Annotated in this window: 22 protein-coding genes; 13 read left to right on the top strand and 9 right to left on the bottom strand. The window is 64.7% G+C overall.

The features are described 5' to 3' along the window. Positions 1-76 precede the first annotated feature (76 nt). Positions 77-1,108: a GGDEF domain-containing protein gene (locus NY08_RS26115; protein WP_158462578.1), complete on the top strand. Its 1,032-nt coding sequence runs from the start codon at positions 77-79 to the stop codon at positions 1,106-1,108. 74 nt (positions 1,109-1,182) lie between these two features. Here the strand turns inward: NY08_RS26115 and NY08_RS16190 are convergent, their stop codons facing one another. Beyond that, the gene (locus tag NY08_RS16190; RefSeq protein ID WP_045197490.1) at positions 1,183-2,070 is read right to left on the bottom strand and encodes an oxidoreductase; all 888 of its coding nucleotides are present in this window, start codon (positions 2,068-2,070) and stop codon (positions 1,183-1,185) included. A gap of 35 nt (positions 2,071-2,105) precedes the next feature. Between NY08_RS16190 and NY08_RS16185 the strand changes: the two genes are divergently transcribed. Beyond that, the gene (locus NY08_RS16185; RefSeq protein ID WP_045197489.1) at positions 2,106-2,315 is read left to right on the top strand and encodes a DNA-binding protein; all 210 of its coding nucleotides are present in this window, start codon (positions 2,106-2,108) and stop codon (positions 2,313-2,315) included. A gap of 3 nt (positions 2,316-2,318) precedes the next feature. Here the strand turns inward: NY08_RS16185 and NY08_RS16180 are convergent, their stop codons facing one another. Together NY08_RS16180 and NY08_RS16175 are read right to left on the bottom strand one after the other, a co-directional pair. Then, the gene (locus tag NY08_RS16180; protein WP_045197487.1) at positions 2,319-3,125 is read right to left on the bottom strand and encodes a pentapeptide repeat-containing protein; all 807 of its coding nucleotides are present in this window, start codon (positions 3,123-3,125) and stop codon (positions 2,319-2,321) included. Between the two features lie 55 nt (positions 3,126-3,180). Further along, positions 3,181-3,579 carry an MmcQ/YjbR family DNA-binding protein gene (locus NY08_RS16175; RefSeq protein ID WP_045197485.1) on the bottom strand — a complete coding sequence of 133 codons (399 nt, stop codon included), beginning with the start codon at positions 3,577-3,579 and terminating at the stop codon, positions 3,181-3,183. Positions 3,580-3,642: 63 nt separating this feature from the next. Here NY08_RS16175 and NY08_RS16170 point away from each other — a divergent pair, with 63 nt between their 5' ends. From NY08_RS16170 to NY08_RS16155, 4 genes are all read left to right on the top strand, one after another. Beyond that, a complete protein-coding gene (locus tag NY08_RS16170; RefSeq protein WP_045197483.1) occupies positions 3,643-4,425 on the top strand; it encodes a putative protein N(5)-glutamine methyltransferase in 783 nt (260 codons plus the stop codon). 65 nt (positions 4,426-4,490) lie between these two features. Beyond that, complete coding sequence (locus NY08_RS16165; protein WP_032396787.1) at positions 4,491-5,192, top strand: type 1 glutamine amidotransferase domain-containing protein; 702 nt, start codon at positions 4,491-4,493, stop codon at positions 5,190-5,192. Between the two features lie 109 nt (positions 5,193-5,301). Next, positions 5,302-7,617, top strand: a complete 2,316-nt coding sequence (lon, locus tag NY08_RS16160; protein ID WP_045197481.1) for an endopeptidase La — start codon at positions 5,302-5,304, stop codon at positions 7,615-7,617. 110 nt (positions 7,618-7,727) lie between these two features. Further along, positions 7,728-9,593: an ABC transporter ATP-binding protein gene (locus tag NY08_RS16155; protein WP_045197480.1), complete on the top strand. Its 1,866-nt coding sequence runs from the start codon at positions 7,728-7,730 to the stop codon at positions 9,591-9,593. A 36-nt stretch (positions 9,594-9,629) separates the two neighbouring features. Here the strand turns inward: NY08_RS16155 and NY08_RS16150 are convergent, their stop codons facing one another. The 3 genes from NY08_RS16150 to NY08_RS16140 form a co-directional block, all read right to left on the bottom strand. Next, complete coding sequence (locus tag NY08_RS16150) at positions 9,630-10,625, bottom strand: iron-siderophore ABC transporter substrate-binding protein (protein WP_045197478.1); 996 nt, start codon at positions 10,623-10,625, stop codon at positions 9,630-9,632. Positions 10,626-10,712: 87 nt separating this feature from the next. Next, positions 10,713-11,927 (bottom strand): lipase family protein, encoded by a 1,215-nt coding sequence (locus NY08_RS16145; protein WP_032396783.1) that lies wholly within the window; start codon positions 11,925-11,927, stop codon positions 10,713-10,715. Between the two features lie 228 nt (positions 11,928-12,155). Then, complete coding sequence (locus NY08_RS16140) at positions 12,156-14,426, bottom strand: ATP-dependent DNA ligase (RefSeq protein WP_045197476.1); 2,271 nt, start codon at positions 14,424-14,426, stop codon at positions 12,156-12,158. A gap of 60 nt (positions 14,427-14,486) precedes the next feature. Between NY08_RS16140 and NY08_RS16135 the strand changes: the two genes are divergently transcribed. After that, the gene (locus tag NY08_RS16135; RefSeq protein ID WP_032396781.1) at positions 14,487-14,915 is read left to right on the top strand and encodes a type II toxin-antitoxin system Rv0910 family toxin; all 429 of its coding nucleotides are present in this window, start codon (positions 14,487-14,489) and stop codon (positions 14,913-14,915) included. Positions 14,916-15,013: 98 nt separating this feature from the next. Here the strand turns inward: NY08_RS16135 and NY08_RS16130 are convergent, their stop codons facing one another. The 3 genes from NY08_RS16130 to NY08_RS16120 form a co-directional block, all read right to left on the bottom strand. Next, positions 15,014-16,339: an HNH endonuclease signature motif containing protein gene (locus NY08_RS16130; protein WP_045197474.1), complete on the bottom strand. Its 1,326-nt coding sequence runs from the start codon at positions 16,337-16,339 to the stop codon at positions 15,014-15,016. A 463-nt stretch (positions 16,340-16,802) separates the two neighbouring features. Continuing rightward, on the bottom strand, positions 16,803-17,207 hold the full coding sequence (locus tag NY08_RS16125) for a hypothetical protein (RefSeq protein WP_032396780.1): 405 nt from the start codon (positions 17,205-17,207) through the stop codon (positions 16,803-16,805). Beyond that, positions 17,200-17,580, bottom strand: coding sequence for a hypothetical protein (locus NY08_RS16120; RefSeq protein WP_045197472.1), 381 nt, complete (start codon positions 17,578-17,580; stop codon positions 17,200-17,202). Before NY08_RS16120 ends, NY08_RS16125 begins: the two co-directional genes overlap by 8 nt. Positions 17,581-17,852: 272 nt before the next feature. On the opposite strand from NY08_RS16120, the gene NY08_RS16115 reads away from it, so the two are divergent. Genes NY08_RS16115 through NY08_RS16090 form a run of 6 tightly spaced genes read left to right on the top strand, consistent with a single transcriptional unit; the run spans position 17,853 to position 23,315 of the window. Beyond that, a complete protein-coding gene (locus NY08_RS16115; protein WP_027495238.1) occupies positions 17,853-18,377 on the top strand; it encodes an MSMEG_0572/Sll0783 family nitrogen starvation response protein in 525 nt (174 codons plus the stop codon). A gap of 9 nt (positions 18,378-18,386) precedes the next feature. Then, entirely contained in the window at positions 18,387-19,442 is a 1,056-nt protein-coding gene (locus tag NY08_RS16110) for an MSMEG_0568 family radical SAM protein (RefSeq protein ID WP_045197470.1), read from the top strand. A gap of 1 nt (position 19,443) precedes the next feature. After that, positions 19,444-20,859, top strand: a complete 1,416-nt coding sequence (locus tag NY08_RS16105) for an MSMEG_0567/sll0787 family protein (RefSeq protein WP_045200583.1) — start codon at positions 19,444-19,446, stop codon at positions 20,857-20,859. Further along, positions 20,856-21,749 carry a carbon-nitrogen hydrolase family protein gene (locus NY08_RS16100; RefSeq protein ID WP_045197468.1) on the top strand — a complete coding sequence of 298 codons (894 nt, stop codon included), beginning with the start codon at positions 20,856-20,858 and terminating at the stop codon, positions 21,747-21,749. Before NY08_RS16105 ends, NY08_RS16100 begins: the two co-directional genes overlap by 4 nt. Further along, positions 21,742-22,032, top strand: coding sequence for an MSMEG_0570 family nitrogen starvation response protein (locus tag NY08_RS16095; protein ID WP_032396776.1), 291 nt, complete (start codon positions 21,742-21,744; stop codon positions 22,030-22,032). The genes NY08_RS16100 and NY08_RS16095 overlap by 8 nt, the downstream gene beginning before the upstream one ends. Positions 22,033-22,040: 8 nt before the next feature. Then, on the top strand, positions 22,041-23,315 hold the full coding sequence (locus NY08_RS16090; RefSeq protein ID WP_045200582.1) for an MSMEG_0569 family flavin-dependent oxidoreductase: 1,275 nt from the start codon (positions 22,041-22,043) through the stop codon (positions 23,313-23,315). The last annotated feature ends 5 nt before the right edge of the window (positions 23,316-23,320 follow it).

Here is a 23,320-nt window from a genome sequence, read left to right as displayed (position 1 = left end):
GCTCGGACCTCAGCCCAGTGCGGCTCAGGTTCTTCGCCACTGGTTCGCTGCCCCGCACGATTTCGACTGGATTTTCGTGCACAAGTCGACTCGTCCGCTGCACCGGCTGATCCGAGTCGTGTTCGCGAGCTGTGTGGCTCTGTACGCCGCCGTGTCGATGTTGATGCTGGCGTCACCGAACGGGCCGACCGGATCGGGTCCGGTTGCCTACGTGATCTTCATCCTGGTTCTGCAGTTCGCCGCGATCCTGTGGTTGCTGGTCGGGCCGCTACCGGACCGCAAGTGGCAACTGGTGGCTTTCCTGGTTTTCGGCGACGTCGGTCTTGCGTCGGTGATTCTTCTCGATGTCCCCACGTCGGCGCTGATCGGCACGTTCCTCTTCGCGCTGACCGGGTCGATGTGCACCTTCTTCCTCGGTCCGAGACTGCTCGTCGCGCACCTGGTGTTCGCCAATCTGGTGATCGTCTACATCGGGGCGGCCGCGTATGTGCAGGGCTTGTGGGGTCCGTGGGATGCGATCGCCGCCGTGCTGGTGGCCGCAGGGGCGACGTCGGGTGTCCCGATCTTCGCCCAGATCGCCTGGTCGTTGGTGTGCGAGGATGCGCGGCAGTCCGAGATCGATCCGCTGACCCGAATGAAGAACAGACGCGGATTGCAGAATGCCATCGAAGATCTGCGCATGGTTGCCCATCGCGAGCAGTTGGCTTTCGTTCTCGTTCTGGTCGACATCGATCGGTTCAAGAGCGTCAACGACCGCTATGGACACGACCAGGGCGACGCCGTCATCGTCCTCGTTGCCGACCGACTCCGCGACCACCTCGGGAAGGTGGGGGTGGTGGCGAGAACCGGGGGCGAGGAGTTCGTGGCCGTCCTCGTCGGCGAGGCAGAACAGTTGTGTGACCTGGTGCTCGACGTGAGCGGCACGCTGACGGACTGCTCGGATCCGATACCGGTCACGGTCAGTGCCGGCGCTGTCGTGATCGCTCCTGATTCGGAGGCATGGTCATCAGGGGTCGATGTGGTCAACGACGCGACGCGCGCGGCGGACTCTCTCATGTACCGAGCGAAAGCGGACGGTGGAAATCGGACGATGCTCGAGACGATGTAGAGCCCAATTCGCTCGTGCCGTCATGAGCGAGCGCGGACTTTCTCTGCCCGAACCCGCCCGGTGACGGTTCCCCGTCAGAACGGGTAGCCGACTCCCGTCAATTTCTCGCTGGCGTTCCACAGCTTCGCGGCAAGAGCCGGGTCCTGTGCGGTCTTGGTCATGCTCGCCGGGCCCGGCTTGCCGCGCGTCTCGAACAGGGATTTGGGGCCGCTGTACGTGCCGCCACCCGCAACGTCGACGGCGTAGAGCGTGGGACGTGCTCCGGCACTGGCGGATTGCGAGAAGATCTTCAGTCCGATCGGAGCGAGGGTGGACAGGATCTTGTTGCTGCCCAGCCCGTCGGGGCTCGAGTACAGCTCGGTGGCCGAGATTCCGGGGTGCGCGGCATTGCTGGTGATCTTCAGTCCGGCCTTGTCGATCCGGCGCTGGAGTTCCAGAGCGAACAGGATGTTCGCAAGCTTGGAATTGGCGTATCCACGCTGAGGGTTGTACCCACGCTCGAGCTGAAGATTGTCGAAATCGAGCTTGGGTCCCTGCCGGTGTGCGACGGATGCGATCGTGGTGATCTTGGCGTCCGCAGCGAGCTTGGGGAACAGCAGGCCGGTCAAGGCGAAGTGGCCCAGGTGATTGGTGCCGAGCTGGAGCTCGAAGCCGTCCGCCGTCTCGGTCCGCATTGCCGGCATCATGACGCCCGCATTGTTGATCAGCACGTCGATCGACTCCGGTGCCGACGCGGCGTATTCACGCACCGAGGCCAGGTCCGCGAGGTTCAGGGTGGCGGTGTCGACGGTTCCGCGGGGTGCCTCCGCCGAAATCTTGGCCGCGGCGGCATCGGCCTTGTCCTTGTTGCGGCACGCGAGCGTCACGTGGTCGCCGCGCTTGGCCAACTCCAGGGCGGTGTAGTAGCCGATACCGGTGTTCGCACCGGTGATGACAACGCGTCTCTGCTTGTTTTCGGGCACGCCGCCAGGTTACCGGTCTGTTTTACACTTTGCCCGTGAGCAGAGCAGAAGCCGACGAACGTCCGGAATTTCCGAAGGGCACCGGAAATCCTGCGTCTCGGGCATTCCGCGCGGCGGGATACATGTGCCTGGACGATCTTGCGGGGGTGCCCGCGGCCGAGCTGAAGAAACTGCACGGTGTCGGTCCCAAGGCGTTGACGGTCGTCCAAGCGGCGTTGGAGCAGACCGGTCGTTCGCTCGGCTGACGTTCAGGCCCAATGACTGGGACGGGCCAAGGATTCGGGTAGCCGTGTTGCTCGGTCACCACGTGCCGCGCCGATCTGGAACTGCGTGGCATAGATGCTGCCGAGCATGTCCGTGCCGCGGAGGTCGGCACCCCGGAGATCCGCGCCGATCATGTCGGCCAGACGCAGGTCCGCCCTGCGCAGGTCGGCCCCGATGAGATACGTACCGCGCAGGCTCGCTCCGCGCAGGTCCGCGCCGGCAAGCTGTGCGCCGATCAGGTCGCGGCCGCGGTAGTTCTTCTTCTTGCCCTTCACTTCGGTTCGAACCAGATCGCTTGCCTCGATCAGCAACTCGTTGATTTGCGAACGCAGCCCGGAGACGTCGACCGACAGTAGAACCTCGGGAGCCGACTCGGTCAGCGCGTCCAGTTCGTCGTACTCGTGGCCGATCCGATTGTGCAGCGGCGCAGTCGAATCCCGGTCACGCACATCCGCGAGGTACCACAGCAGTTCGTGCAGATCACGCATGATCGGGAACACCGCGAACATCTCCGACGAGTTCGACGGTTGCTGCCGCCAGTTGCGTCCGGCGAACGTGGACTGCGATACCTTCTGGCCCGCACCGAAGCAGTCGTACACCGCGCAACCGCGAAAGCCTTTCTCCCGCAACGTCGAATGAATGCCGCACCGCGAGTCCCCGAGGAGGTTCCGGCACGGCTCGCCGGCGGCCTTGTCGACAGCGAAGTCCGACGACTTCGCGAAGGGCAGAGCGACGCAACAGAGTCCGAAACAACTGCCGCAATCGGCCAGCAAGTTCTCGGGCGCGCGCATGCGGCCACTCTGTCCCCCGACGCGAGGCAGCGTCAAGCGAGTTTGTTCGCGGCAGTCACTCCGGTCGATTCAGCAGTGCGATGAGCTTCTTCGGGGCGCGATCGCAGTAACTCTCGGTGATCAGTTCGCCGAGTTCGGTCCGGTCCACGGACTCGTCGAGCAGCATTCCGATGATCTGCGGACCCCATCCGGGCTTGAAGAACCCGGCACGGGCGGACAGTGCGTCGAGTTCGATTCCGCTGGAGCGAAAGATCAGCACGTGAGCCGGACCGTCGGTGCCGGCAGCTGCGGCGGATGCAGGCGGGGCGCCGTCGAGGATCTCGAGAACGTGGGCGAAGGTGCGCCCGCGAACTCGCCAGCGTGTCCCGACCCATGCCTGCTCCTCGTAGGTCTCGGGCAGGGCCAAGCACATCCGTCGAACAGCGGCTTCCCAGTTCGTCCTGTCGTGCGACATACCGGACTACAGTATTTCAGCGGGCGGGCAGGCGGGCGGAAAGCACTCCGGAAGGCACGGTCGATGTCGGAACTCGAGTATGGCGAGGTGGTGTCCTCGCTGCGCAGAGCCGGATGTGTGTTCGCCGAAGAGGAAGCCGACATTCTCGTCGAGTCCGCGTCGACCCCGGCGGTGCTGACCGCAATGCTCGCACGCCGCGTCGCCGGCGAACCGCTCGAGCATGTCGTCGGCTGGGTCGCGTTCTGTGGTCGACGCATCGCCGTCGAACCGGGCGTGTTCGTACCTCGCCGGCGAACCGAATTTCTCGTCGAATGTGCTGCAGCGCTGCATCCTTCGGTGTTACTGGACCTGTGCTGTGGATCCGGGGCGATTGGCCTGTCGGTCGACGGTGTCACCGAGTTGCATGCTGCCGATGTCGACGCGGTGGCGGTTCGGTGTGCATCGCGCAATGTCGCCGCAGGCGTGGGCACGGCACCGGTCGGTCACGTACATCGCGGCGACCTGTACGACGCCCTGCCGCCGGAGATGCGCGGCAGATTCGACGCGATCGTCGTCAACGCGCCCTACGTTCCGACGGCCGACATCGGGATGATGCCACGAGAGGCGCGCATCCACGAGCCGCACATCGCGCTCGACGGTGGTTCGGACGGTGCCGGGATTCATCGTCGGGTCGCGGTCGGTGCGCCGCACTGGCTGGCTCCCGGCGGCTACCTCCTCATCGAAACCAGTGCAGCACTGGCACATTCGACGCTACGGGCTGTAGTCGACGCCGGCTTCACCGGTCACATCGACAAATCCGAGGCACTCGATGCCGTCGTGGTGATCGGTTCGACTCCGAGTCGGTGAGGGTTTCGATCGGGCTCCCGCGTGGCATGCAGGACCAGATACCGACGACGAAAGGTTGTTCGACCATGACAACATTGCTGTTCGCAGTCACCGCTGCCGACCACTGGACCCTGAACGACGGAAGCAAGCACCCCACCGGGTACTGGGCCGAGGAGCTCGTCGAGTCCCATCGCACGTTCGTCGACGCAGGCTGGGACATCACGGTCGCGACGCCGGGCGGTAAGGCTCCGGTCGTCGACGAGGGCAGCTTGGCCGTCGATGCCAACGGCGGCGACGAGGAGAAGGTGGCGGATCAGAAGAGCTACCTCGCCTCCATCGAGTCGATCCTGTCCTCGCCCGCAAAGCTGGAGGAGCAGAAGGCGTCCGACTTCGACGTCGTCTTCGTGCCCGGTGGTCACGGGCCGATGGAGGACCTCGCCGTCTCCGAGAGCTTCGGGGCACTGGTGATCGACTTCCTCGACTCCAACAAGGTGGTCTCCGCGGTGTGCCACGCGCCTGCCGCCCTGCTCCCCGCCGTCCGCAGCGACGGAACCTGGGCGTTCGACGGGTACGAGCTCACCGGATTCACCGACGAAGAGGAGACCCAAGCAGGTCTCGCCGACAAGGCCCCGTGGTTGCTCGAGTCCCGGTTGCGCGAGAACGGCGCGAAGTTCGACTCCACCGACGCGTGGGCACCGAAGGTCGTCGTCGACCGGAACCTGTACACCGGTCAGAACCCGGCGTCGACGCGTCCCCTCGCGGAGAAGCTGGTCAGCGCGCTGAAGTAACCGGTGCGGGGCGGTCGGCGTTCTGCCCACGGAGAACAAGGAACATCGGCGGGAACATCACTACTGCTTTCGAAGTTGAGCCCCTATAGCTCAATCCTTTGGAGGAGAAGTGACCGAAACCGTTCGTGTCCCCGTACTGTTCCTGACCGACCCGATCGTCCTGCCCGGCATGGTGGTGCCCGTAGAACTCGACGAGGCAGCGCGTGCCGCCGTCGACGCCGCAAAGGCGAGCAACGACGGCACGCTGCTCGTCGCGCCGCGTCTCGAGGACCGCTACGCCGCATACGGAGTCCTCGCCACGATCGTGCAGATGGGACGCCTCGCAGACGGCCGCCCGGCCGCTGTCATCAAGGCCACGCGCCGCGCGCACATCGGCCACGGAGTCAGCGGACCCGGTGCCGCCCTGTGGGTCGAGGCCGAGACCGTTGCAGATGTGCCCCCGAGTGACGACCTCAAAGCCCTGGCGGCCGAGTACAAGCAACTCGTCGTTGCGATGCTGCAGCGCCGAGATGCGTGGCAGGTGATCGACTCGGTCAACAAGCTCACCGACCCGGGCGCGATCGCCGACACGGCCGGCTACGCGTCGTACCTCACCGACGTGCAGAAACGGGACCTTCTCGAAACCCCGGACGTGGCAACGCGTCTGACCTCACTCATCGAGTGGACCAAGGCTCATCTCGCCGAAGTCGAGGTCAACGACAAGATCTCCGGTGACGTCCGCGAGGGCATGGAGAAGACTCAGAAGGAGTTCCTGCTCCGGCAGCAGTTGGCGGCCATCCGCAAGGAACTCGGCGAGGACGAGCCCGACGGTGCCGACGACTACCGTGGCCGCGTCGAGGCAGCGGATCTACCCGAGAAGGTGCGCGAACAGGCGCTGCGTGAGGTCGGCAAACTCGAGCGGTCCAGCGATCAGAGCCCCGAGTCGGGCTGGATCCGCACCTGGCTCGATACCGTGCTGGATCTGCCGTGGAACAACACCACGACCGACAACAACGACATCGATTCGGCGCGTGCGGTTCTCGATGCCGACCACCACGGACTCGACGACGTGAAGGATCGTATCGTCGAATACCTGGCCGTCCGGGCCCGTCGCTCCGAACGCGGACTGCAGTCGGTCGGTGGGCGTGGGTCCGGTGCCGTCATGGTGCTCGCAGGTCCGCCCGGAGTCGGCAAGACCTCACTCGGTGAGTCGGTCGCACGTGCACTCGGTCGGAAGTTCGTACGTGTCGCTCTCGGCGGCGTCCGCGACGAGGCCGAGATCCGTGGGCACCGTCGTACTTACGTCGGCGCACTGCCGGGCCGGATCGTGCGGGCCATCGGCGAGGCGGGATCGATGAATCCGGTTGTCCTGCTGGACGAGATCGACAAGGTCGGCTCGGACTATCGCGGCGACCCCAGTGCTGCGTTGCTCGAGGTGCTGGACCCGGCGCAGAATCACACGTTCCGTGATCACTATCTCGATCTGGACCTCGACCTGTCCGACGTGGTCTTTCTCGCTACCGCCAATGTGATCGACCAGATTCCCGGACCGTTGCTCGACCGCATGGAATTGGTGACCATCGACGGCTACACCGAGGACGACAAGGTCGTCATCGCCAGGAACTACCTGCTTCCCCGTCAGATGGACAGGGCGGCAATCACATCCGAGGAGGTGACGGTCACCGACGCCGCGCTGCGCAAGATCGCGGCCGACTACACCCGTGAGCCGGGCGTGCGGCAACTCGAGCGATTGCTGGCCAAGGCGCTTCGCAAGGTGGCGACGAAGTTGGTGGGCACCACCGGTGTCCTGAAGATCGACGAGCCGGACCTGGTGCCGTACCTCGGTCGCCCGCGGTTCACACCCGAGGCGCACGAGCGCACCGAAGTACCAGGAGTGGCAACGGGTCTCGCGGTCACCGGACTCGGCGGAGATGTGCTGTTCATCGAGGCTGCGGCGACCGAAGGCGACTCCCGGCTCGAGCTCACCGGCCAGCTCGGCGACGTGATGAAGGAGTCCGCACAGATCGCTCTGTCCTACGTGCGCTCGCACGCAGCGCAATTCGGCGTCACGCAGGAATCTCTGGATCGGAGAATTCACGTGCACGTTCCGGCGGGCGCGGTGCCGAAGGACGGTCCTTCGGCCGGTGTGACGATGGTGACCGCCCTGGTGTCGATGGCCACCGGGCGTCCGGTGCGCTCGGATGTCGGCATGACCGGTGAGGTCACGTTGAACGGTCGGGTGCTGCCGATCGGCGGGGTGAAGCAGAAGTTGCTGGCTGCGCAGCGTGCGGGACTGAAGACCGTGTTCATTCCGGCGCGCAACGAGCCGGATCTGGACGACGTACCCGCAGAGGTGTTGGAGGCGTTGGATGTTCGTCCGATGACCGACGTCGCGGATATTCTCGCGCTCGCACTGGAGCCGGCGACGGCAACTGCTGCGGCATAGCGCCGCGGTGATCGTCGTGAGAGGGGCAGGTGGCTCGGCCGCCTGCCCCTCCCGTCGGTCTCGGGTGCCGCGCTTGACCTCGAGTCGTGTCGAGGTTCTACGTTGGTGGGATGAGCATGGAGATGACCGCCTGGAATCAGATGTATCGCACGATGAACAGGCCCGACACCCAGTCGTCGTTCTCGAAGGAGACGGCCCGCAGGATCCTGACGTTCGCGGCACCGCATCGCCGCGCACTCGGCGGGTTTCTGGTGCTCAGCGTGGCTCTGGCCGTTCTCGCGGTGGCCACACCGGTCTTGGCGGGGCGGGTGGTCAATGCGATCGTCGACGGGCGAGAGCTACGCGTGGTGGTACTGCTTGCATCGGCGATCGCAGGGATCGCTCTGGTGGACGCTGTGGTCGGTCTGATCAACCGATGGCTCTCGGCGAACATCGGCGAGAGCCTGATCCTGGATCTGCGGACGGCAGTGTTCGACCACGTGCAACGGATGCCGATCGCATTCTTCACGCGAACCCGCACCGGTGCGTTGGTGAGTCGACTCAACAACGACGTGATCGGAGCGCAGCGCGCATTCAGCACCACCCTGTCCGGTGTCGTCAGCAATCTCGTGACCCTGGTACTGACGTTGGTGGTCATGATCGGAATCTCCTGGCAGATCACCCTTCTCGCACTGGTCCTGCTGCCGGTGTTCGTACTTCCTGCGCGCCGGATGGGTCGACGCCTCGCGCGGCTGCAACGGGAAGCGGCAGCGCACAATTCGGCGATGAGTACGCAGATGACCGAGCGTTTCTCGGCACCGGGAGCAACCCTGGTGAAGTTGTTCGGGCATCCCGAACAGGAATCGGTCGAGTTCGCGGTCCGGGCGGCCAGGGTGCGCGATATCGGAGTGCGCAGTGCCATGGTGCAGACGGTGTTCGTCACCGCGCTGACACTGGTCTCGGCACTGGCGCTCGCCGTGGTGTACGGATTGGGCGGCTTCTACGCCCTCCGTGGGACTCTGGACCCGGGTTCGGTTGTGGCACTGTCACTTCTGTTGGCCCGGCTGTACTCACCCCTGACCGCGCTGGCCAGCGCCCGCGTGGAGGTCATGAGCGCGTTGGTGAGCTTCGAGCGAGTATTCGAGGTCCTCGACCTCGTTCCGTTGATCGCCGACAAGCCCGACGCGACAGCGCTACCGCCCGGGCCGGTGGCCGTCGAACTCGATGATGTCAGGTTCGCGTACCCGTCCGCGGACAAAGTATCGCTCGCCTCGCTCGAGGAGGTCGCCACCTTGGATTCGCGCGGGGGAGAGGAGGTTCTGCACGGTGTGTCGTTCCGAGCCGAACCCGGCCAGATGGTTGCGCTGGTCGGCACATCCGGTGCAGGCAAGTCCACGATCGCGCAGTTGATCGCACGGCTCTACGACGTCGACGGCGGCTCGGTCCGGCTCGGCGGCGTCGATGTGCGGGACCTGACGGCCGAATCCGTCCGCGGCACAGTGGGAATGGTGACTCAGGACGGGCACCTGTTCCACGAGAGCATTCGGTCGAATCTGCTGCTGCCGCGTCCCGACGCCACCGACGGCGAACTGTGGGACGCGCTCTCGAGGGCGCGGCTCGCGGACCTCGTTCGCTCCCTGCCCGACGGTCTGGACACCGTCGTCGGCGAGCGCGGGTATCGACTCTCCGGTGGTGAGCGTCAGCGCCTGACGATCGCGCGGTTGCTGATCGCACAGCCGCGAGTGGTCATCCTCGACGAGGCAACGGCATCGTTGGACTCGACGTCGGAGGCCGCGGTGCAGGCAGCGTTGGCCGAGGCGCTGGAAGGCAAGACGTCGGTTGTCATCGCGCACCGGCTGTCGACCATCCGAGCTGCGGACGTGATCCTGGTGATCGAGGACGGAAGAGTCGCCGAGCGCGGCACCCACGACGAGCTCCTCGCAGCAGGAGGCCGCTACGAGGAGCTGCATCGGACGCAATTCGCACAGGCGGAGTGAGCCTGCGAAGCCGGGATCGGAGCCTGCGGAGTGACCCTACGAAACCGGGTCCGGGACCACGGTTGCTGGGTCGTCGTCGGTTGCGGCGGCGAGCATCGGGGTGAATCCGTCGATCGCGTAGTCCAGCGACAGTGGGCTCGAGTATCCGAGGGCCGAGGGTAGGTCCGTACTGAAGGAGCCGATGTACGCGGTCCGGTCCTGCCGGACGACGTCGAGGGCGGCGAGCAGAGGGTTGGCCTGCAGCTGCTCGCGGCTCTGGCCGGCGATGACGAGGACGTCGGTGTCGAGTCGATCGAGGTTCTCCGCACTGATGGTCTCGGAGGCGTCGGGAATCTCGAATCCGAGGTCGGTGAAGAACAGGGCGCGGATGTCGTCCTTGCCGAGAAGCAGGTAGCTGCCGTCGTCCATGACGAACGCGAGAGACAGTGACTTGCCGGTGAATTGGGGGTTCGCGGCTTCGGTGTCGGCGAACTTCTGCTCCAGCTCGGCCGTTCGATCCTGGGCTTCCTGCGACTTGCCGAGGGCTTCGCCGACCACGGCGAACTCCTGCTGCCAGGTTGCGGCGGGTACGTCGTCGTAGCCGCCGATGTCGGCGATCGTGGGGGCCATCCCGGACAGGGTGTCGTACTGGCCCTGGTCGATGAAGGAGTACGGGCCGAGGATCAGGTCGGGTGCTTGCGCCGCGATCTGCTCCAGCTCGAGGTCGGTACTGCCGACTTCGGGAATCTCGATTCCGCCCAGGGCTGCTCGAGCCCACGGGCGCTGTCGGTAGTCGTAGCTCAGGTTGCCGCGTGTCGCGACGGGCTTGACGCCCAGCGCGAGTGCGAAGTCCTGCTCGTTGAAGCCGATCGTCACGACACGGGTGGGTTCGGCGTCGATGACGGTGTCACCGAAACGGTGCTCGATGGTGACGGGGAAGCCGGCGGCGCTACCGGGGCCACCGGATGCGTCGGTGTCGGCATCGGACGAACAGCCGGCTGCCAGTGCCAGGACGGACGCACCGGCGGCCACGAGCTGGACGGTCTTCTTCATGTGATCTCCTCGCTACTGAACTTAGCGAGGTTAGCCTAACCGACCCACCGATGCGTCGATCATGTGCAAGGGGGTCGGGCGGCGCGATCAGCAGTTGGTCGTGGCCGGCACTCCCGCGAATCGCTGGTCGATCCACTCGAGGGCCTGTGGCAGGCCGAGTACGGCAGCGGTCAGGTGATCGTTGCTGGGCACCTTCACCTCGGTCACGAGCACTCCGGCGCGGCAGTATCGGGCGATCGTGTTGTCGATGGCGCTGACCGGGATCAACGCATCGGTGGGGCTGTGCCACTCGAAGTACGGTGCCTTCGGTACACCGGGATACAGCTCGACGCTGTTGTCGTTGACGGCGGCGATCGCTTCCGGACTGTTGATCAGGTCCAGCGTGCCTGCGACCTCCATGGCGCTCTTACCCGCGCCCGCGGCGATGATGTCGTTGGTGCACCCGTTCTGGATCTTGTTCTCGATCTCCTTGCCGAGCGGGTTGAGCTGAGAGCTGATCGGGATGCGGGTGGGGTACTCGCGTTCGATACCGAGCGCGGCAGCGAACGCCAGACCGAACATGGGGTGCGGGGCGAAACCGAGATCGCGGGCCATCCGCTCGAGGTTCATCGGAGCGCCACCGTTCGCGCTGCCGACGATGTTCAGCTCGGGCGCGTAGTCGTTCTGAAGCGCGGCTGCCCATGCCGTGGCCATTCCGCCGCCGGAGTAGCCGGCCAACGCAACGGGGCTCTGCTGAACCTGGATGGGATCGAAGCGCTGAGTGGCGCGAATGCTGTCGAGCACGATCTGCCCGCCGAGCTTGGCGGCACCGTAGGCGCTGTTGGGTCCGAGGTGATCGGCGATGACGACCGTCCACCCGCGCTGCAGTACTGCGTTCAGAGCAGGCGCCTCACGAATCATCAAATTGGGATCGTTGGTCCAGAGCGCTTGTGAAGGTGCACATTCGAGACCGAGTGCATTGATGATGTGTTGGTAAGAAAGTAAAGGGCCGTTCGGTGCTTTGTTTTGTGGAACCAACACGGTATTGATTGCGGCGATGGGATCGCCGGCCGAATTGGTGGAGCGGAATTTCAACTGCCACACGTCCACGCCGAAGAATCCGGGCGGCGGTGGCATCGGGCGGCTGGAGATCACGTCGCCCGGAGCGAGCGCATCGAGATCGGCTGGCGGCGCGTAGAAGCCGTCGGCGATCGGCGTCGGGTACAGCGGCGCAGCAGCAGCTTGACCTGCGCCGACGAGTGACGAACACAGAACTGCAACCGCCGTCATGCTGACAGCGCCTGCCAACTTGAGAACCCGCATGTGGTAAACCCCTCCGTGCCTGAACCGAAGCGACGAGCGCTGCGGCGATCTGGCAAGCCCCCGTAGAGCCGGCCCGCAAACCGTTATAGCTGATGATGCTCGAGTTGTTACGCTCCCCCCGGAAACGATGGGCGCAACGGTACGCATCGGCTCATTTTATGGCAACCGAACGTTACCTATCCTGGTTTTTCCGACCGGGTCCAAGTTTTTCGCCCGAGGCATTTCTCGTCATTCCCGATGCACTGCCTTCGGTTCCTTGTCCGGGCGGAGACCGCGCCAGCTCGGATGCCGCAGATGGCCGGATTCCGTGGCCTCGTAGTACCGCACCTCGCCGACGAGCACCGGCTCGACCCACACCGCTCCGTTCCGATCGGCCGCGGGCAGCACCGAGGAGAAGGGACTGTCCGACGCCTCGAGTGGCGCGAGGAGGGCAGCGAGCGTGTCGAGCGCACGGTCGTCGAACCCGGTTCCGACGCGCCCTACGTATCGCAATCCGTCCCCGTCGGGAATGCCCATCAGGAGTGAGCCGAACCCACCGGAACGACGACCCTGCCCCCGACGCCACCCGCCGATCACGATCTCCTGAGTCCGCCGGTTCTTGTGCTTGATCCAGGTGTGGGCGCGCTTGCCGGGTTGATAGACGGAGTCGGTTCGTTTGGCGACGACGCCTTCCCAGCCTCGTTCTCTGCTTTCGGCGATGGCGTCCGCAGCGGTCCCCGTCAGCCGCGGTGGCACCAGCACCGAGTCGAGTCCGGTGGTCAGTAGTTCGAGCAACCGTCGTCGATCCGAGTACTTCTTGCGCAGCAGTGACGTGCCGTCGAGGTGAAGCAGATCGAACGCGATGAATCGGATCTGGTCACGGGTGGCGTTCTGCAGTTTCTCGAAGCTACTGACCCCGTCGTCGTCGAATACCACGACTTCTCCGTCGACGATGGCGTCGTGCTCGGCCAGGTCATCCGCGAAAGATTGGAGTGCGCCGAACTTTTTGGTGTAGTCGTTACCGCTTCGCGTGCGCAGCGTCATCGAACCGTGCGTCAGTTCTGCGATGATGCGGAACCCGTCCCACTTGCCCTCGAACGACCACTCGTCGTCCGGGAGATCGAGGATGTCGCCCGCGGTGGCGAGCATCGGCGAGATGTTCTTCGGCTCGGGCTTGTCGGGTGCGTCCTTCATCAGATGCATGAGCCACTGATTGCCCTTGGTGCGGATCAGGGCGAAGCGCCCGGTCGCCTTCTTTCCGTGCAGAACGACGATGACCTCGTCCTCTCGCCATTTCTCGAGTTCGTAGGTTCCGCTGTCCCAGATCGAGACGTCGCCGCCGCCGTACTCGCCCTTGGGTATCCGACCGGAGAACGACGCGTATTCGAGTGGGTGGTCCTCGGTGTGTACCGCCAGCCGGTTCTGCTTCGGGTCCACCGGGATGTTCTTCGGGACGGCCCACGAGACCAGGACGCCGTCGTGCTCGAGTCGGAAGTCGTAGTGCAGCCGTCGGGCATGGTGTTCCTGGATCACGAACGTGTCGTTGTTGCCCTGCGGTTCGGTGGCGGTCGGTATCGGTTCGGGGGTCTTGTCGGCGCTACGCATGCTGCGGTACTTGACGAGTTTGTCCGTGGCAGAACTACTTTCGGGTGCCGAGTCGACGGTGGGGTCCAGCTCTGCGAGAAGATCGCCGAGGTCCTGGAATCGCTCGAGGACCTCTTCGAATCGAAGCTGTTGCAGCCCCGATGCTTCCAGCTCGTCCCAGGTGCGTGGTGCCGCGACCGTGGGGAGCGCTCGTCCACGGAGAGAGTACGGGGCGACCGTGGTCTTCTTGCCGTTGTTCTGGCTCCAGTCCACGAATACCCTCCCGGTTCGCTTCGCCTTTGCCATCGTGGCCGTGACCCGGTCCGGCGAGCGCTCTTCGAGCAGCGTGGCAACACGTTTGGCGACCGTGGACGCGCCGGAGGTCGACAGCGGTTTCTCGAGCGGCACGTACAGGTGGATTCCCTTGCTGCCGCTGGTTACCGGATATGCGGTCATCCCGATATCGCCGATCAGATCCCTTATCTCGCAGGCTACTTCGGCGCATCGCGCGAGATCCACGTCGTCGCCGGGATCGAGGTCGAAGACCATGCGGGTGGCAGGTCCGGCTTCGGTGCCGTCGAACCGCCACTGCGGCACGTGCGCTTCGATGGCCGCCTGTTGACCGAGCCAGGCCAGATCGGCTGCAGTGGAGAACAATGGGTAGGTGACGACGCGGTCGGAATGCTGCATCGAACGCCGATCGAGCCAGTCGGGTGCGGAGGCGGCGAGGTTCTTCTCGAAGAACGACGACTGGTCCACGCCGTTGGGCCAACGCTTACGGGTCACCGCTCGGCCCACGAGGTGAGGAAGCATCGCAGGCGCGATGGCAACGTAGTACTCGATGATGTTGCCCTTGGTGGTCCCCGTTTCGGGGAACAGCACTTTGTCGAGGTTGGTGACGGAGACCTTGCGACCATCGATCTCGAGGGTGGCCATCGTCTCAGGTTAACGGCCGCCGTCTGAAGATGCGGGGGAGTTGTGACAGGCTCTTTTCTTATGGCGACGATCAGTGTCTCAGTACAGATGCCCGAGAATCCGCAGGGTGCGTGGGACAAAGCTTCCGCACTCGATCGGTTCGACGAGTGGATGACCATCCACGGTGGATGGTGCAGCCCACCGCCAAAGAAGGTCGGCAAGGGCACCGAAGTGGAGTCGCTGGTGAAGGTGAAGGGCTTCAAGAACACGATCAACTGGACCTTCACGGAGTACGACGAACCCAAGCTGATCGAGATGTCCGGCCGAGGTAAGGGTGGAGTGCGAATCTCTCTGACGGTCCATGTACGTGAGGCCGAGGGTGGATCGGAGCTGACGCTCGATGCGAAGTTCGGCGGGGGTGTGCTGTTCGGTCCGGTGGGATCGGTGGTGGCGCGAGCACTCGATACCGATGTGAAGAAATCCGTTGCGAACCTGGCGGCGTTGAGCTGACGGATTGTCGTCGAACTAGCTGCACAACAACCTCTTCCAGCCCCGCACCGTGTTCTCGGTGCGGGGCTGGATTGTTTTTGCGGTTCGAGTGGGAAGGCTCAGGCGATGTGGGGGCCTGCTCGGGCGTGGGATGGTCTGGGTTGTCGGTACGGGTCGACGGTGGCCGGTGGGATGAACCATGGGTGGTTGTCGGTGCCGATGAACACTTCCCAGTCACTGTGGTGGAGGAGTCGGTGGTGGAATCCGCACAGGAGGACGAGGTTGTTCATGTCGGTGGGGCCACCGTCGGCCCAGTGCCGGATGTGATGCGCCTCTGTCCAGGCGGCGGGTTTGCCGCAGCCGGGAAAAGCGCAGGTGTGGTCTCTCGCGATGAGGGCTTTGCGTTGTTTGGCGGTGACGGTGCGTGCGGTGCGAGCAAGGTTGATCGGGGAACCGTGCTCGTCCATGACGATGGCGGTGAGAAGACAGTCGCAGGCGAGTTGCCGGGAGGTGTTGCGCGAGAGCGGTCCCATCCACGGTAGCCACCCGACGGTGGTGCCGTCGCCGAACAGGTCCCGGTATGCGCCGCGGTCGGCGGTAACTGGATCTGTGTCGGATTCGGCTGCCGCGCGGGTGGTTTCGTCGTCGGCGATGTCATCGACGTCAGCACTGTCGGCATTGTCGCGGAGGTCGGTGAGATCGCGCAGGGTGATGTGCAGGTTCAGGTGCGGGCGTTCGCCGCCTTCGATGGGTCGATCACTCGAGGCGAGGTATCGGTCGAGGATGTGTCCGAAGGCGTCGGCTCTGCGCCGGGCGGGGCTGCGATCGTCTTGGGTGCCGTTGGGGTCGGGGCGGGGTTCGGTCAGCGGGGAGAGTGCGGTGAGGAGTTTTTCTCCGGTGATTGCGTCGAAGTCACCTTTCAGCGACAGTCGCCCGTTGAGGGTTCTGGAGGCGAAGAGTTCGTTGCGGTCGGTGTCGTCGGCGGGTGGTGTCTTGCCGCCGTAGGTGTCGTGGAGTTTGGTGATCGCTTCGCGGATGCGGCCGGTGCGGGCTCCGGTCCCGGTGGCGGCGGTGATCATCGCCTTACGGGCGATGTCCTGGCCTTCTTGCGGCAGGTTCTTGGGTGGGGTTTCGGCGAAGGTGAGGATCAAGGCGGCGTGGTCGATGGTCATGACGCCGGCGTTCACGGCGTCGGCGATGTCGGGGAAGTTCTTCAGTCCGCGGGCGAGGGCGACGATCTTGTTCGCTTTGGTGGGCGAGAGCAGGGTGGTGGAGGTCAGCCAGCCGGCGGGGCCGGGGAAGCCGAGTTTCTCCCGGCTCACGCGGGTGTCGATCTCTGCGACGAGGGCGATGCGCCGGGCTTCGAGCAGTTGGATCTGGTGGGAGACCGCGGCGGCGTCGGCGAGGAGTTCGCTCTCGCTCAGTTGCCAGATCGCTGCGGTCATGGGAGCAAGTGTATCGAACGTGCGTTCGACTGACAACCTTCGTTGAATCGAAAACTATTGCGCTACTTGGCTATTCGTGATCGAAAACCTGTCAGTGGTGTGTGATAGGTGCGGCCGCGCGCGTTTCAGGATGATGGTCGCCGTGGCTCAGGTTCCGGTCACGAGCAACGCGTCGAATATCTCGACTTCCCAACCGATGTCGACGGACAGCAGTGCATCAACTTGTACCCATCGGCCGGCCTCCTGCATCGTAAATGGCCGACTCGCCCGTTCGCCATGTCGTCGACGGCGAGACCGATCGTCGCGGGAGCCCTGAGTGGAGATCGAAAGCGAGAGGTCGGCCGCGATGATCGGAGGACTCGCCTTCATGGCCAGACTGCATCCAGATCAGTTGTCGACGTCAGTGGCACGGGATGTCGAGTATTGAGACTTACGCCAATTGGGCGAAATTCAGAACAGACCCCTAGAGCTGTCGGGTCTTTCGCAACCACCACAGTCCCGCGATGGGGAGCACCACCGGGATGAAGACGTATCCGGACCCGAAGTGCGACCACACCGTCGGCTCCGGGAAGTCCTGGGGCTGAATGTAGCTGAGCGTGCCGATGCCGATGACTCCGACGAGTTCGATGATGCAGGAGACCGTCACCACTCGTCGAGACGCTTCTGTTGCTCGGGCCAGTCCTACCGTGGCGACGATGTAGACCACAGCAGCGAACGCCGAGAGCAGGTACGCCACCGGTGCGTCGTCGAATCGCGTGGTGAGTTGCACGATCGAGCGTGATGTCGCGGCGACGGCGAACACGGCGTAGACGGCGATGAGGAAGCGCCCGAATCCGGTGCGCGTCGCTTGCTGGAGGTTGTCAGGCATATCCGGCCCAAATCTGGCTCAGGCGCAGCACCATGGCCGCGAGGGTGAGGACGGCAACGAGGAGTACGGCAGTGCCGCCGCGGGAGCGGTCGCCCAGAGACCACCACGTGCCGAGTGGGAGAAGGAACAGCAGCCCGACGAGGTAGGACCCGAATGTCAGCCGGTGTATCTCGCGGTCCGAGGTGAACATCATGACGAACCCGATGACGGCCTGCAGCGCGACGACGGCCTCGGTGGCCGCGATGGTCCAGAACAGTGCGCGATCGGACTTGTTCTTCAGCAGAACCGGTCGGTTCATGACGAGCTTCGCGAGCACCCAGACACCGACGACCAGGGACAACGCATACAACAAGCCGGTGACGGCGCCGATCATCGAGTTCCTCGTCAAGTTCGTGGTGGATGGGTGATGCAGCCTCCACACTATCCGCGTAACGCCACGTCAACACTGTGAGGCCCTCGAAACACGGCGTTGTTCCGGGTGTGACCAATCGGAAATGGATGGGGCTTGTACTTGTTCCACGGCCGCAGAGGATCCGCTCTCTCGCCGGACATGACCTCTCTTCCTCAGGTGGCCATCGGTGTCCACCGCATCTCGAGTAGTTGCCCACTGCATTCAGCCAGTTCCGCGAACCTCAGGAGACACCAGTGTCAGATCTCGACCAGTCCATCGCCGAGAACATCAAGAAGTCCCTCGAAGAGATTCCGCACCCTTCACTTCCCAAGGGCAGCAACATCTACGGCTCCACCAAGATCTTCCCCGATTACAAGGCCGAGAACGGCGAGAGCTACTTCACGCTGGTGCACGGCATCGCGCACGAGTCCTCGGTGTCGTTCGTCGCGGTACTCCAGGCGACCCGCGCTCTGCGCAAGGGCTTCGAGTCGGCCATGTACTTCTACGGTCCCGGTGCCATCAATTGCCTTGCCACTCGCGGCTTTCCCACCACCGGTGACTCCGGGTTCCCGGGCGAGCAGAACATCAACGATTCGCTCGCGACCTTCATCGCCGAGGGTGGCACCGTGTTCTGCTGCCGCTTCGGACTGGCCCTGCACGGCGGTCGCGAAGAGGACCTGATCGAGGGCGTCATCCCGGCCCACCCCCTGGACGTGCAGGACGCGCTGATCCACTACGCGCGCAAGGGTGCCATCATCAACTCGACCTACATGGTCTAGGAGCGCACCGTGTCGGTCAGTACGCGTGTAGATCTGGCGTTGCTCGGTATCCGAGGATCCACGCCGGTCTCGAGAACGGCAGGCGCCGGGCCGAGCGACGACGGGCATGTCACGATCGATGGCCTCGGCGCAGCCATCCCGCGCAATCCGCTCAGTCCGTACGTTCTCGAAGAGGGTCGAGTGCTGTTCGACGGCAACGACATCGGGCTCGACGTGCAGGCCGTCGACCGCCCGCAGTTCTACGACCTGGAAACCGCCGACGGTATCGCCTACGAGAAGATCGCGAAGCTGCACGGCACCAGTGTTCTCGCTACGACCGTGGTGCAGACCTGCATCCGCTACGACGCCGATCAACGCTGCCGCTTCTGTTCCATCGAAGCCTCGCTCGACGCCGGCGACACGATCGCCGTCAAGACCCCGGCCCAGCTCGCCGAGGTGGCCGAGGCTGCGGTGCGCCTCGACGGCGTCACGCAGATGGTCATGACGACGGGCACCTCGGCCGCCAAGGACCGCGGTGCCCGTCACCTGGCTCGATGCGTGCGAGCCATCAAGGCTGTGGTTCCGCAGCTGCCGATCCAGGTGCAGTGCGAACCTCCCGGCGACCTCTCGACAATTCAGGATCTGTACGACGCCGGTGCCGAATCCATCGGCATCCACGTCGAATCCCTCGACGACGACGTTCGACGCCGGTGGATGCCGGGCAAGGCATCGGTCTCGATGGACGAGTACCGCGCTGCGTGGAGAGAAGCGGTTCGTGTCTTCGGACGCAACCAGGTCTCGACGTACATTCTGGTGGGGCTCGGCGAGGATCCGGACGAATTGGTGGCCGGGGCAGCGGAACTCATCGACATGGGTGTCTACCCCTTCGTCGTTCCTTTCCGTCCGCTCGCCGGAACGTTGGCGGTGGACGTGGACCGAGCGAGTGCCCCCGACCGGGACGTCCTCGAAAACATCACCCGACGCGTCGCCAAGGAACTCCAGGCCGCGGCGATGCTCGGATCCGATCAGAAGGCAGGCTGCGCGGCATGCGGTGCGTGCAGCGTTCTGCAGAACGCGGGAGGCTGACATGTTCGGTGTCGTAGAAGCGGGCGACCTTGCCGGATTGTCCGGTACTGCAACCACTGTCGTCGAGCCGAGGTTCATCATCCAACCGTGCGAAAGCGCAGCACAGTTGGACGCCTATCGTGCCCTCAGGAGAGCGACCTTCGTTGCCGAGCAGGGCCTGTTCGCCGGCACCGATCACGACGACGTCGACGACGATCCCCGCGCAGTCGTTCTGGTCGCCACCGCTCGGGACGGTACGGTGCTCGGCGGAGTGCGGCTGGCACCCTGTACCGCAACGGATCTGGGGTGGTGGGCCGGGAGTCGCCTCGTGGTCTCCGCCGCGGCGCGTACGTCCGGCGTCGGGCCCGCCCTGGTTCGGGCAGCCTGCGCCCATGCGGAGAGTCGAGGCGTACTTCGCTTCGACGCGACGGTGCAGAAGCGCAACGAGCAACTGTTCACCCGCCTCGGGTGGATTCGCCGCGGCGACGTCGAGGTGGCCAACACGCCGCACGTTGCGATGTACTGGCCGATCGACCGCATCGAACGGCTCGTCTCGTCGACCAAGGCAGTGCTGGCCGGGGTGCTCGCACCTCTGAAGGCGCAGCCACTCGGGCTTGGAGCCAGAGGTTTTCGCGGCGACGACGGCGTTCCGGTACCAGGTAGCGACATGATCGCCGCGTGCGATGCCATCATCCCTTCCATGGTCGATCGTGATCCGGAGTGGGCCGGCTGGTGCGCGGCGCTGGTCAATCTGAACGACCTGTCGGCGATGGGTGCGCGCGCTGTCGGAATGCTCGATTCCGTCGGAGCCCCCACCCAGAGTCGGCTGACCCGCATCATCCGTGGTCTCGCCAATGCCTCTGCGGCATGGCAGGTTCCGGTACTCGGCGGCCACACTCAGGCCGGGGTGCCGTCATCGCTGTCGGTCACCGCACTCGGGCGGACCTCTCGACCGGTGCGTGCCGGCGGCGGCAGCGTCGGCGATCGGTTGACGCTCACCGCAGACGTCGAGGGCGAGTGGAGGCGCGGATACCATGGGCAGCAATGGGATTCGTCTTCTCGCCGGAACTCCGACGAATTGACAGAAATGGCGTCGTTCGTTGCCCGCACCGCACCCAAGGCCGCCAAGGACGTCTCGATGGCGGGCCTGGCCGGCACCACCGGAATGCTCGCCGAGGCGAGCGGAACCGGTGCCGTACTCGACATCGCCTCGATACCGAAGCCCGACGCAGCGTCGATGGGTGAATGGATCACGTGTTTTCCAGGGTTCGCGATGATCACCGCGAACCGTCCCGGTGCACCCACTGCACCGTCGGGACCTGCCCTGTCCGCAGTCTGCGGAGAGCTCACCGACATTCCGGGCGTCGCGCTGCGATGGCCCGACGGAATCACCACTCGCGCGGTCACGTCCACCGTGACCGGATTGGGAGAAGCATGACCACCCACCCGAAGCCCGTCACCATTTCTGTCGCCGCAGCCGAGTTCGGTCGCGACATGGAACAGGGTTACGCCACCATCGCCGCCCTGCTCGAGGAATCACGCAACCGCGGCAGCCAACTGCTCGTCCTACCCGAGGCCTGCCTCGGCGGCTACCTGCCGAGCCTCGGTGGCGGCGACGAGACCGAGGAATCGCGACAGCGTCGACTGAAAGCACTTCCCCCGGCCCTCGAACTCGACGGACCCGAGATCAGGCGGGTCATCGACATGGCGGGCGATACCGTCATCACGTTCGGCTTCTGCGAGAAGGACGGCGATACCCGCTACAACGCCGCCGTGACGGTCGACGGCAGCGGCATTCTGGGTTCCTACCGCAAGGTGCATCAGCCGCTGGGTGAAAACCTCTGCTACGACGCGGGAGACAGCTACTCCGCCTTCGACACTCCGATCGGCCGCATGGGCATGCAGATCTGCTACGACAAGGGATTCCCCGAGGCAGCACGGGAACTCGCGCTCGACGGAGCCGAGATCGTCGCGTCCATCTCCGCCTGGCCGACGGCCCGCACCGCGACAGTCGAGAACATGGAAGAGGACCGGTGGAAAAAGCGGTTCGACATCTACGACCGAGCCCGCGCTCTCGAGAACCAGATCGTCTGGGTCGCAGCCAATCAGGCAGGCACCTTCGGATCGCTTCGATTCGTCTGCAGCGCGAAGATCGTCGGACCCGGCGGAGAGATCCTCGCCGGAACGGGCGTCGAACCGGGCTTGGCCACGGCCACCGTCGACGTCGCAGCACTCATCGGCGCGGCACGTGGCGGCGGCATGTACAACCTTCGTGATCGCCGCCCGTCGGTGTATCGGACCATCACGAAGGAGCCGATCCATGCCTGAGATGTCGTTCCTCGTCCGATGGCCCGATGGTCGCGAACAGTCCTGCTATTCACCGTCTCTGGTGATGCACGACTATCTGACACCCGGGCAGGAGTACCCGGTGGCGGAGTTCGTACAGCGGACGTCGGAGGCGTTGACGATCGCCAGCGATCGAGTTCTCGCCAAGTTCGGCATGCGGTGCACCTCGGCCGCGCAGCAGATGGAAGAGATCCACGGTGTCAGTACCTCGTACGAGGCCGGTGCCGTTCGCGTACTGAGTATGTCGGGAGCTGAACTGCTGTGACCGGAGACATCGTCGAGCATTACCGAGTGATCGTCGTCGGCGGCGGACAGGCCGGCCTGTCGATCAGCTGGCATCTGACGCAGCGTGGCATCGAACATATCGTGTTGGAGCGCGACACGATCGCGCACGAGTGGAAGGACTCGCGCTGGGACAACTTCACTCTCGTCACGCCGAACTGGCAGTGCGCACTCCCCGGATACTCCTACGACGGTGACGATCCCGACGGATTCATGCAGCGCGACGAGGTGTACGCCTTCGTGCGCCGTTACGCCGAGAGCTTCGATGCGCCTGTACGAGAACATGTTTCTGTCCACCGAGCTCTGCAGGGCCTGGATGGCGGCTTCGACCTGCAGACGTCCGACGGCCCCATGCATGCCGACCAGATCGTCGTCGCCGTCGGCGGGTACCACATCCCCACCATCCCGCGGTTCGCCGAGAAGCTACCGCGTGACATCGTCCAGATCCACTCGTCCGAATACCGAGGATCCCACCAGTTCCCGGACGGCGACGTGCTGGTGGTCGGCACCGGACAGTCCGGTGCTCAGATCGCCGAGGACCTGCACCTCGACGGCCGACGTGTTCATCTGGTGGCCGGCACCGCTCCCCGCGTCGCACGCTTCTATCGCGGCCGCGACTGTGTCGCCTGGTTGCACGACATGGGGGTCTACGATGTCTCCATCGAAGATCAACCCGGTGGCGTCGGCAAACGCGAGAACACCAACCACTACGTCACCGGTCGTGACGGTGGTCGAGACATCGACCTGCGCGCATTCGCCACCGAGGGGATGCAGCTCTACGGCCGATTGCTCGGCGTCGAGGACGGTGTTCTGCAGTTCGCACCCACCCTGGAGGCATCTCTCGATGCCGCGGATCGGGTGGCCGAAAGCATCAAGGACAACATCGACGCCTACATCGAGCGCGAGGGAATCAGCGCCCCCACCGAGGATCGCTACGTGCCGGTGTGGCGGCCGGAGACCGAGACCACCGAACTCGACCTCGCCGCCACCGAGATCAAGGCCGTCGTCTGGTCGGTCGGCTTTCGCACCGACTACCGGTGGCTGAAGGTCGGTACCTTCGACGGTGAGGGGCACCCGACGCACAACCGGGGCGTCACCTCGGTGCCGGGCCTGTACTTCCTCGGCCTGCCGTGGCAGCACACCTGGGGTTCGGGACGCTTCGCCTCGGTGGCCCGGGACGCGCAGTTCCTCGCCGACCAGATCGGTCTCGAGATCAGTGCAGCACAGTCCCGAAGCTCAGTGCAGCCGCAGAGCCAGATGGTCTGAGCCCC

This window comes from Rhodococcus sp. B7740, from assembly GCF_000954115.1.
Classification (GTDB): Bacteria; Actinomycetota; Actinomycetes; order Mycobacteriales; family Mycobacteriaceae; genus Rhodococcoides.
Note: the sequence above shows the minus strand (reverse complement) of the source record. Positions and strands in the feature narration are given on the sequence as shown.

Bases quoted from the DNA above. Each gene is read 5' to 3' on its own strand.
- NY08_RS16100 (WP_045197468.1), top strand. From the start codon at position 20,856: ATGACCACCCACCCGAAGCCCGTCACCATTTCTGTCGCCGCAGCCGAG.
- NY08_RS16175 (WP_045197485.1), bottom strand. From the start codon at position 3,579: ATGTCGCACGACAGGACGAACTGGGAAGCCGCTGTTCGACGGATGTGC.
- NY08_RS16130 (WP_045197474.1), bottom strand. From the start codon at position 16,339: ATGACCGCAGCGATCTGGCAACTGAGCGAGAGCGAACTCCTCGCCGAC.
- NY08_RS16150 (WP_045197478.1), bottom strand. From the start codon at position 10,625: ATGAAGAAGACCGTCCAGCTCGTGGCCGCCGGTGCGTCCGTCCTGGCA.
- NY08_RS16155 (WP_045197480.1), top strand. From the start codon at position 7,728: ATGAGCATGGAGATGACCGCCTGGAATCAGATGTATCGCACGATGAAC.
- NY08_RS16105 (WP_045200583.1), top strand. From the start codon at position 19,444: ATGTTCGGTGTCGTAGAAGCGGGCGACCTTGCCGGATTGTCCGGTACT.
- NY08_RS16180 (WP_045197487.1), bottom strand. From the start codon at position 3,125: ATGCGCGCGCCCGAGAACTTGCTGGCCGATTGCGGCAGTTGTTTCGGA.
- NY08_RS16120 (WP_045197472.1), bottom strand. From the start codon at position 17,580: ATGATCGGCGCCGTCACCGGCTTGTTGTATGCGTTGTCCCTGGTCGTC.
- NY08_RS16165 (WP_032396787.1), top strand. From the start codon at position 4,491: ATGACAACATTGCTGTTCGCAGTCACCGCTGCCGACCACTGGACCCTG.
- NY08_RS16095 (WP_032396776.1), top strand. From the start codon at position 21,742: ATGCCTGAGATGTCGTTCCTCGTCCGATGGCCCGATGGTCGCGAACAG.
- NY08_RS16145 (WP_032396783.1), bottom strand. From the start codon at position 11,927: ATGCGGGTTCTCAAGTTGGCAGGCGCTGTCAGCATGACGGCGGTTGCA.
- NY08_RS16135 (WP_032396781.1), top strand. From the start codon at position 14,487: ATGGCGACGATCAGTGTCTCAGTACAGATGCCCGAGAATCCGCAGGGT.
- NY08_RS16125 (WP_032396780.1), bottom strand. From the start codon at position 17,207: ATGCCTGACAACCTCCAGCAAGCGACGCGCACCGGATTCGGGCGCTTC.
- NY08_RS16170 (WP_045197483.1), top strand. From the start codon at position 3,643: ATGTCGGAACTCGAGTATGGCGAGGTGGTGTCCTCGCTGCGCAGAGCC.
- NY08_RS16140 (WP_045197476.1), bottom strand. From the start codon at position 14,426: ATGGCCACCCTCGAGATCGATGGTCGCAAGGTCTCCGTCACCAACCTC.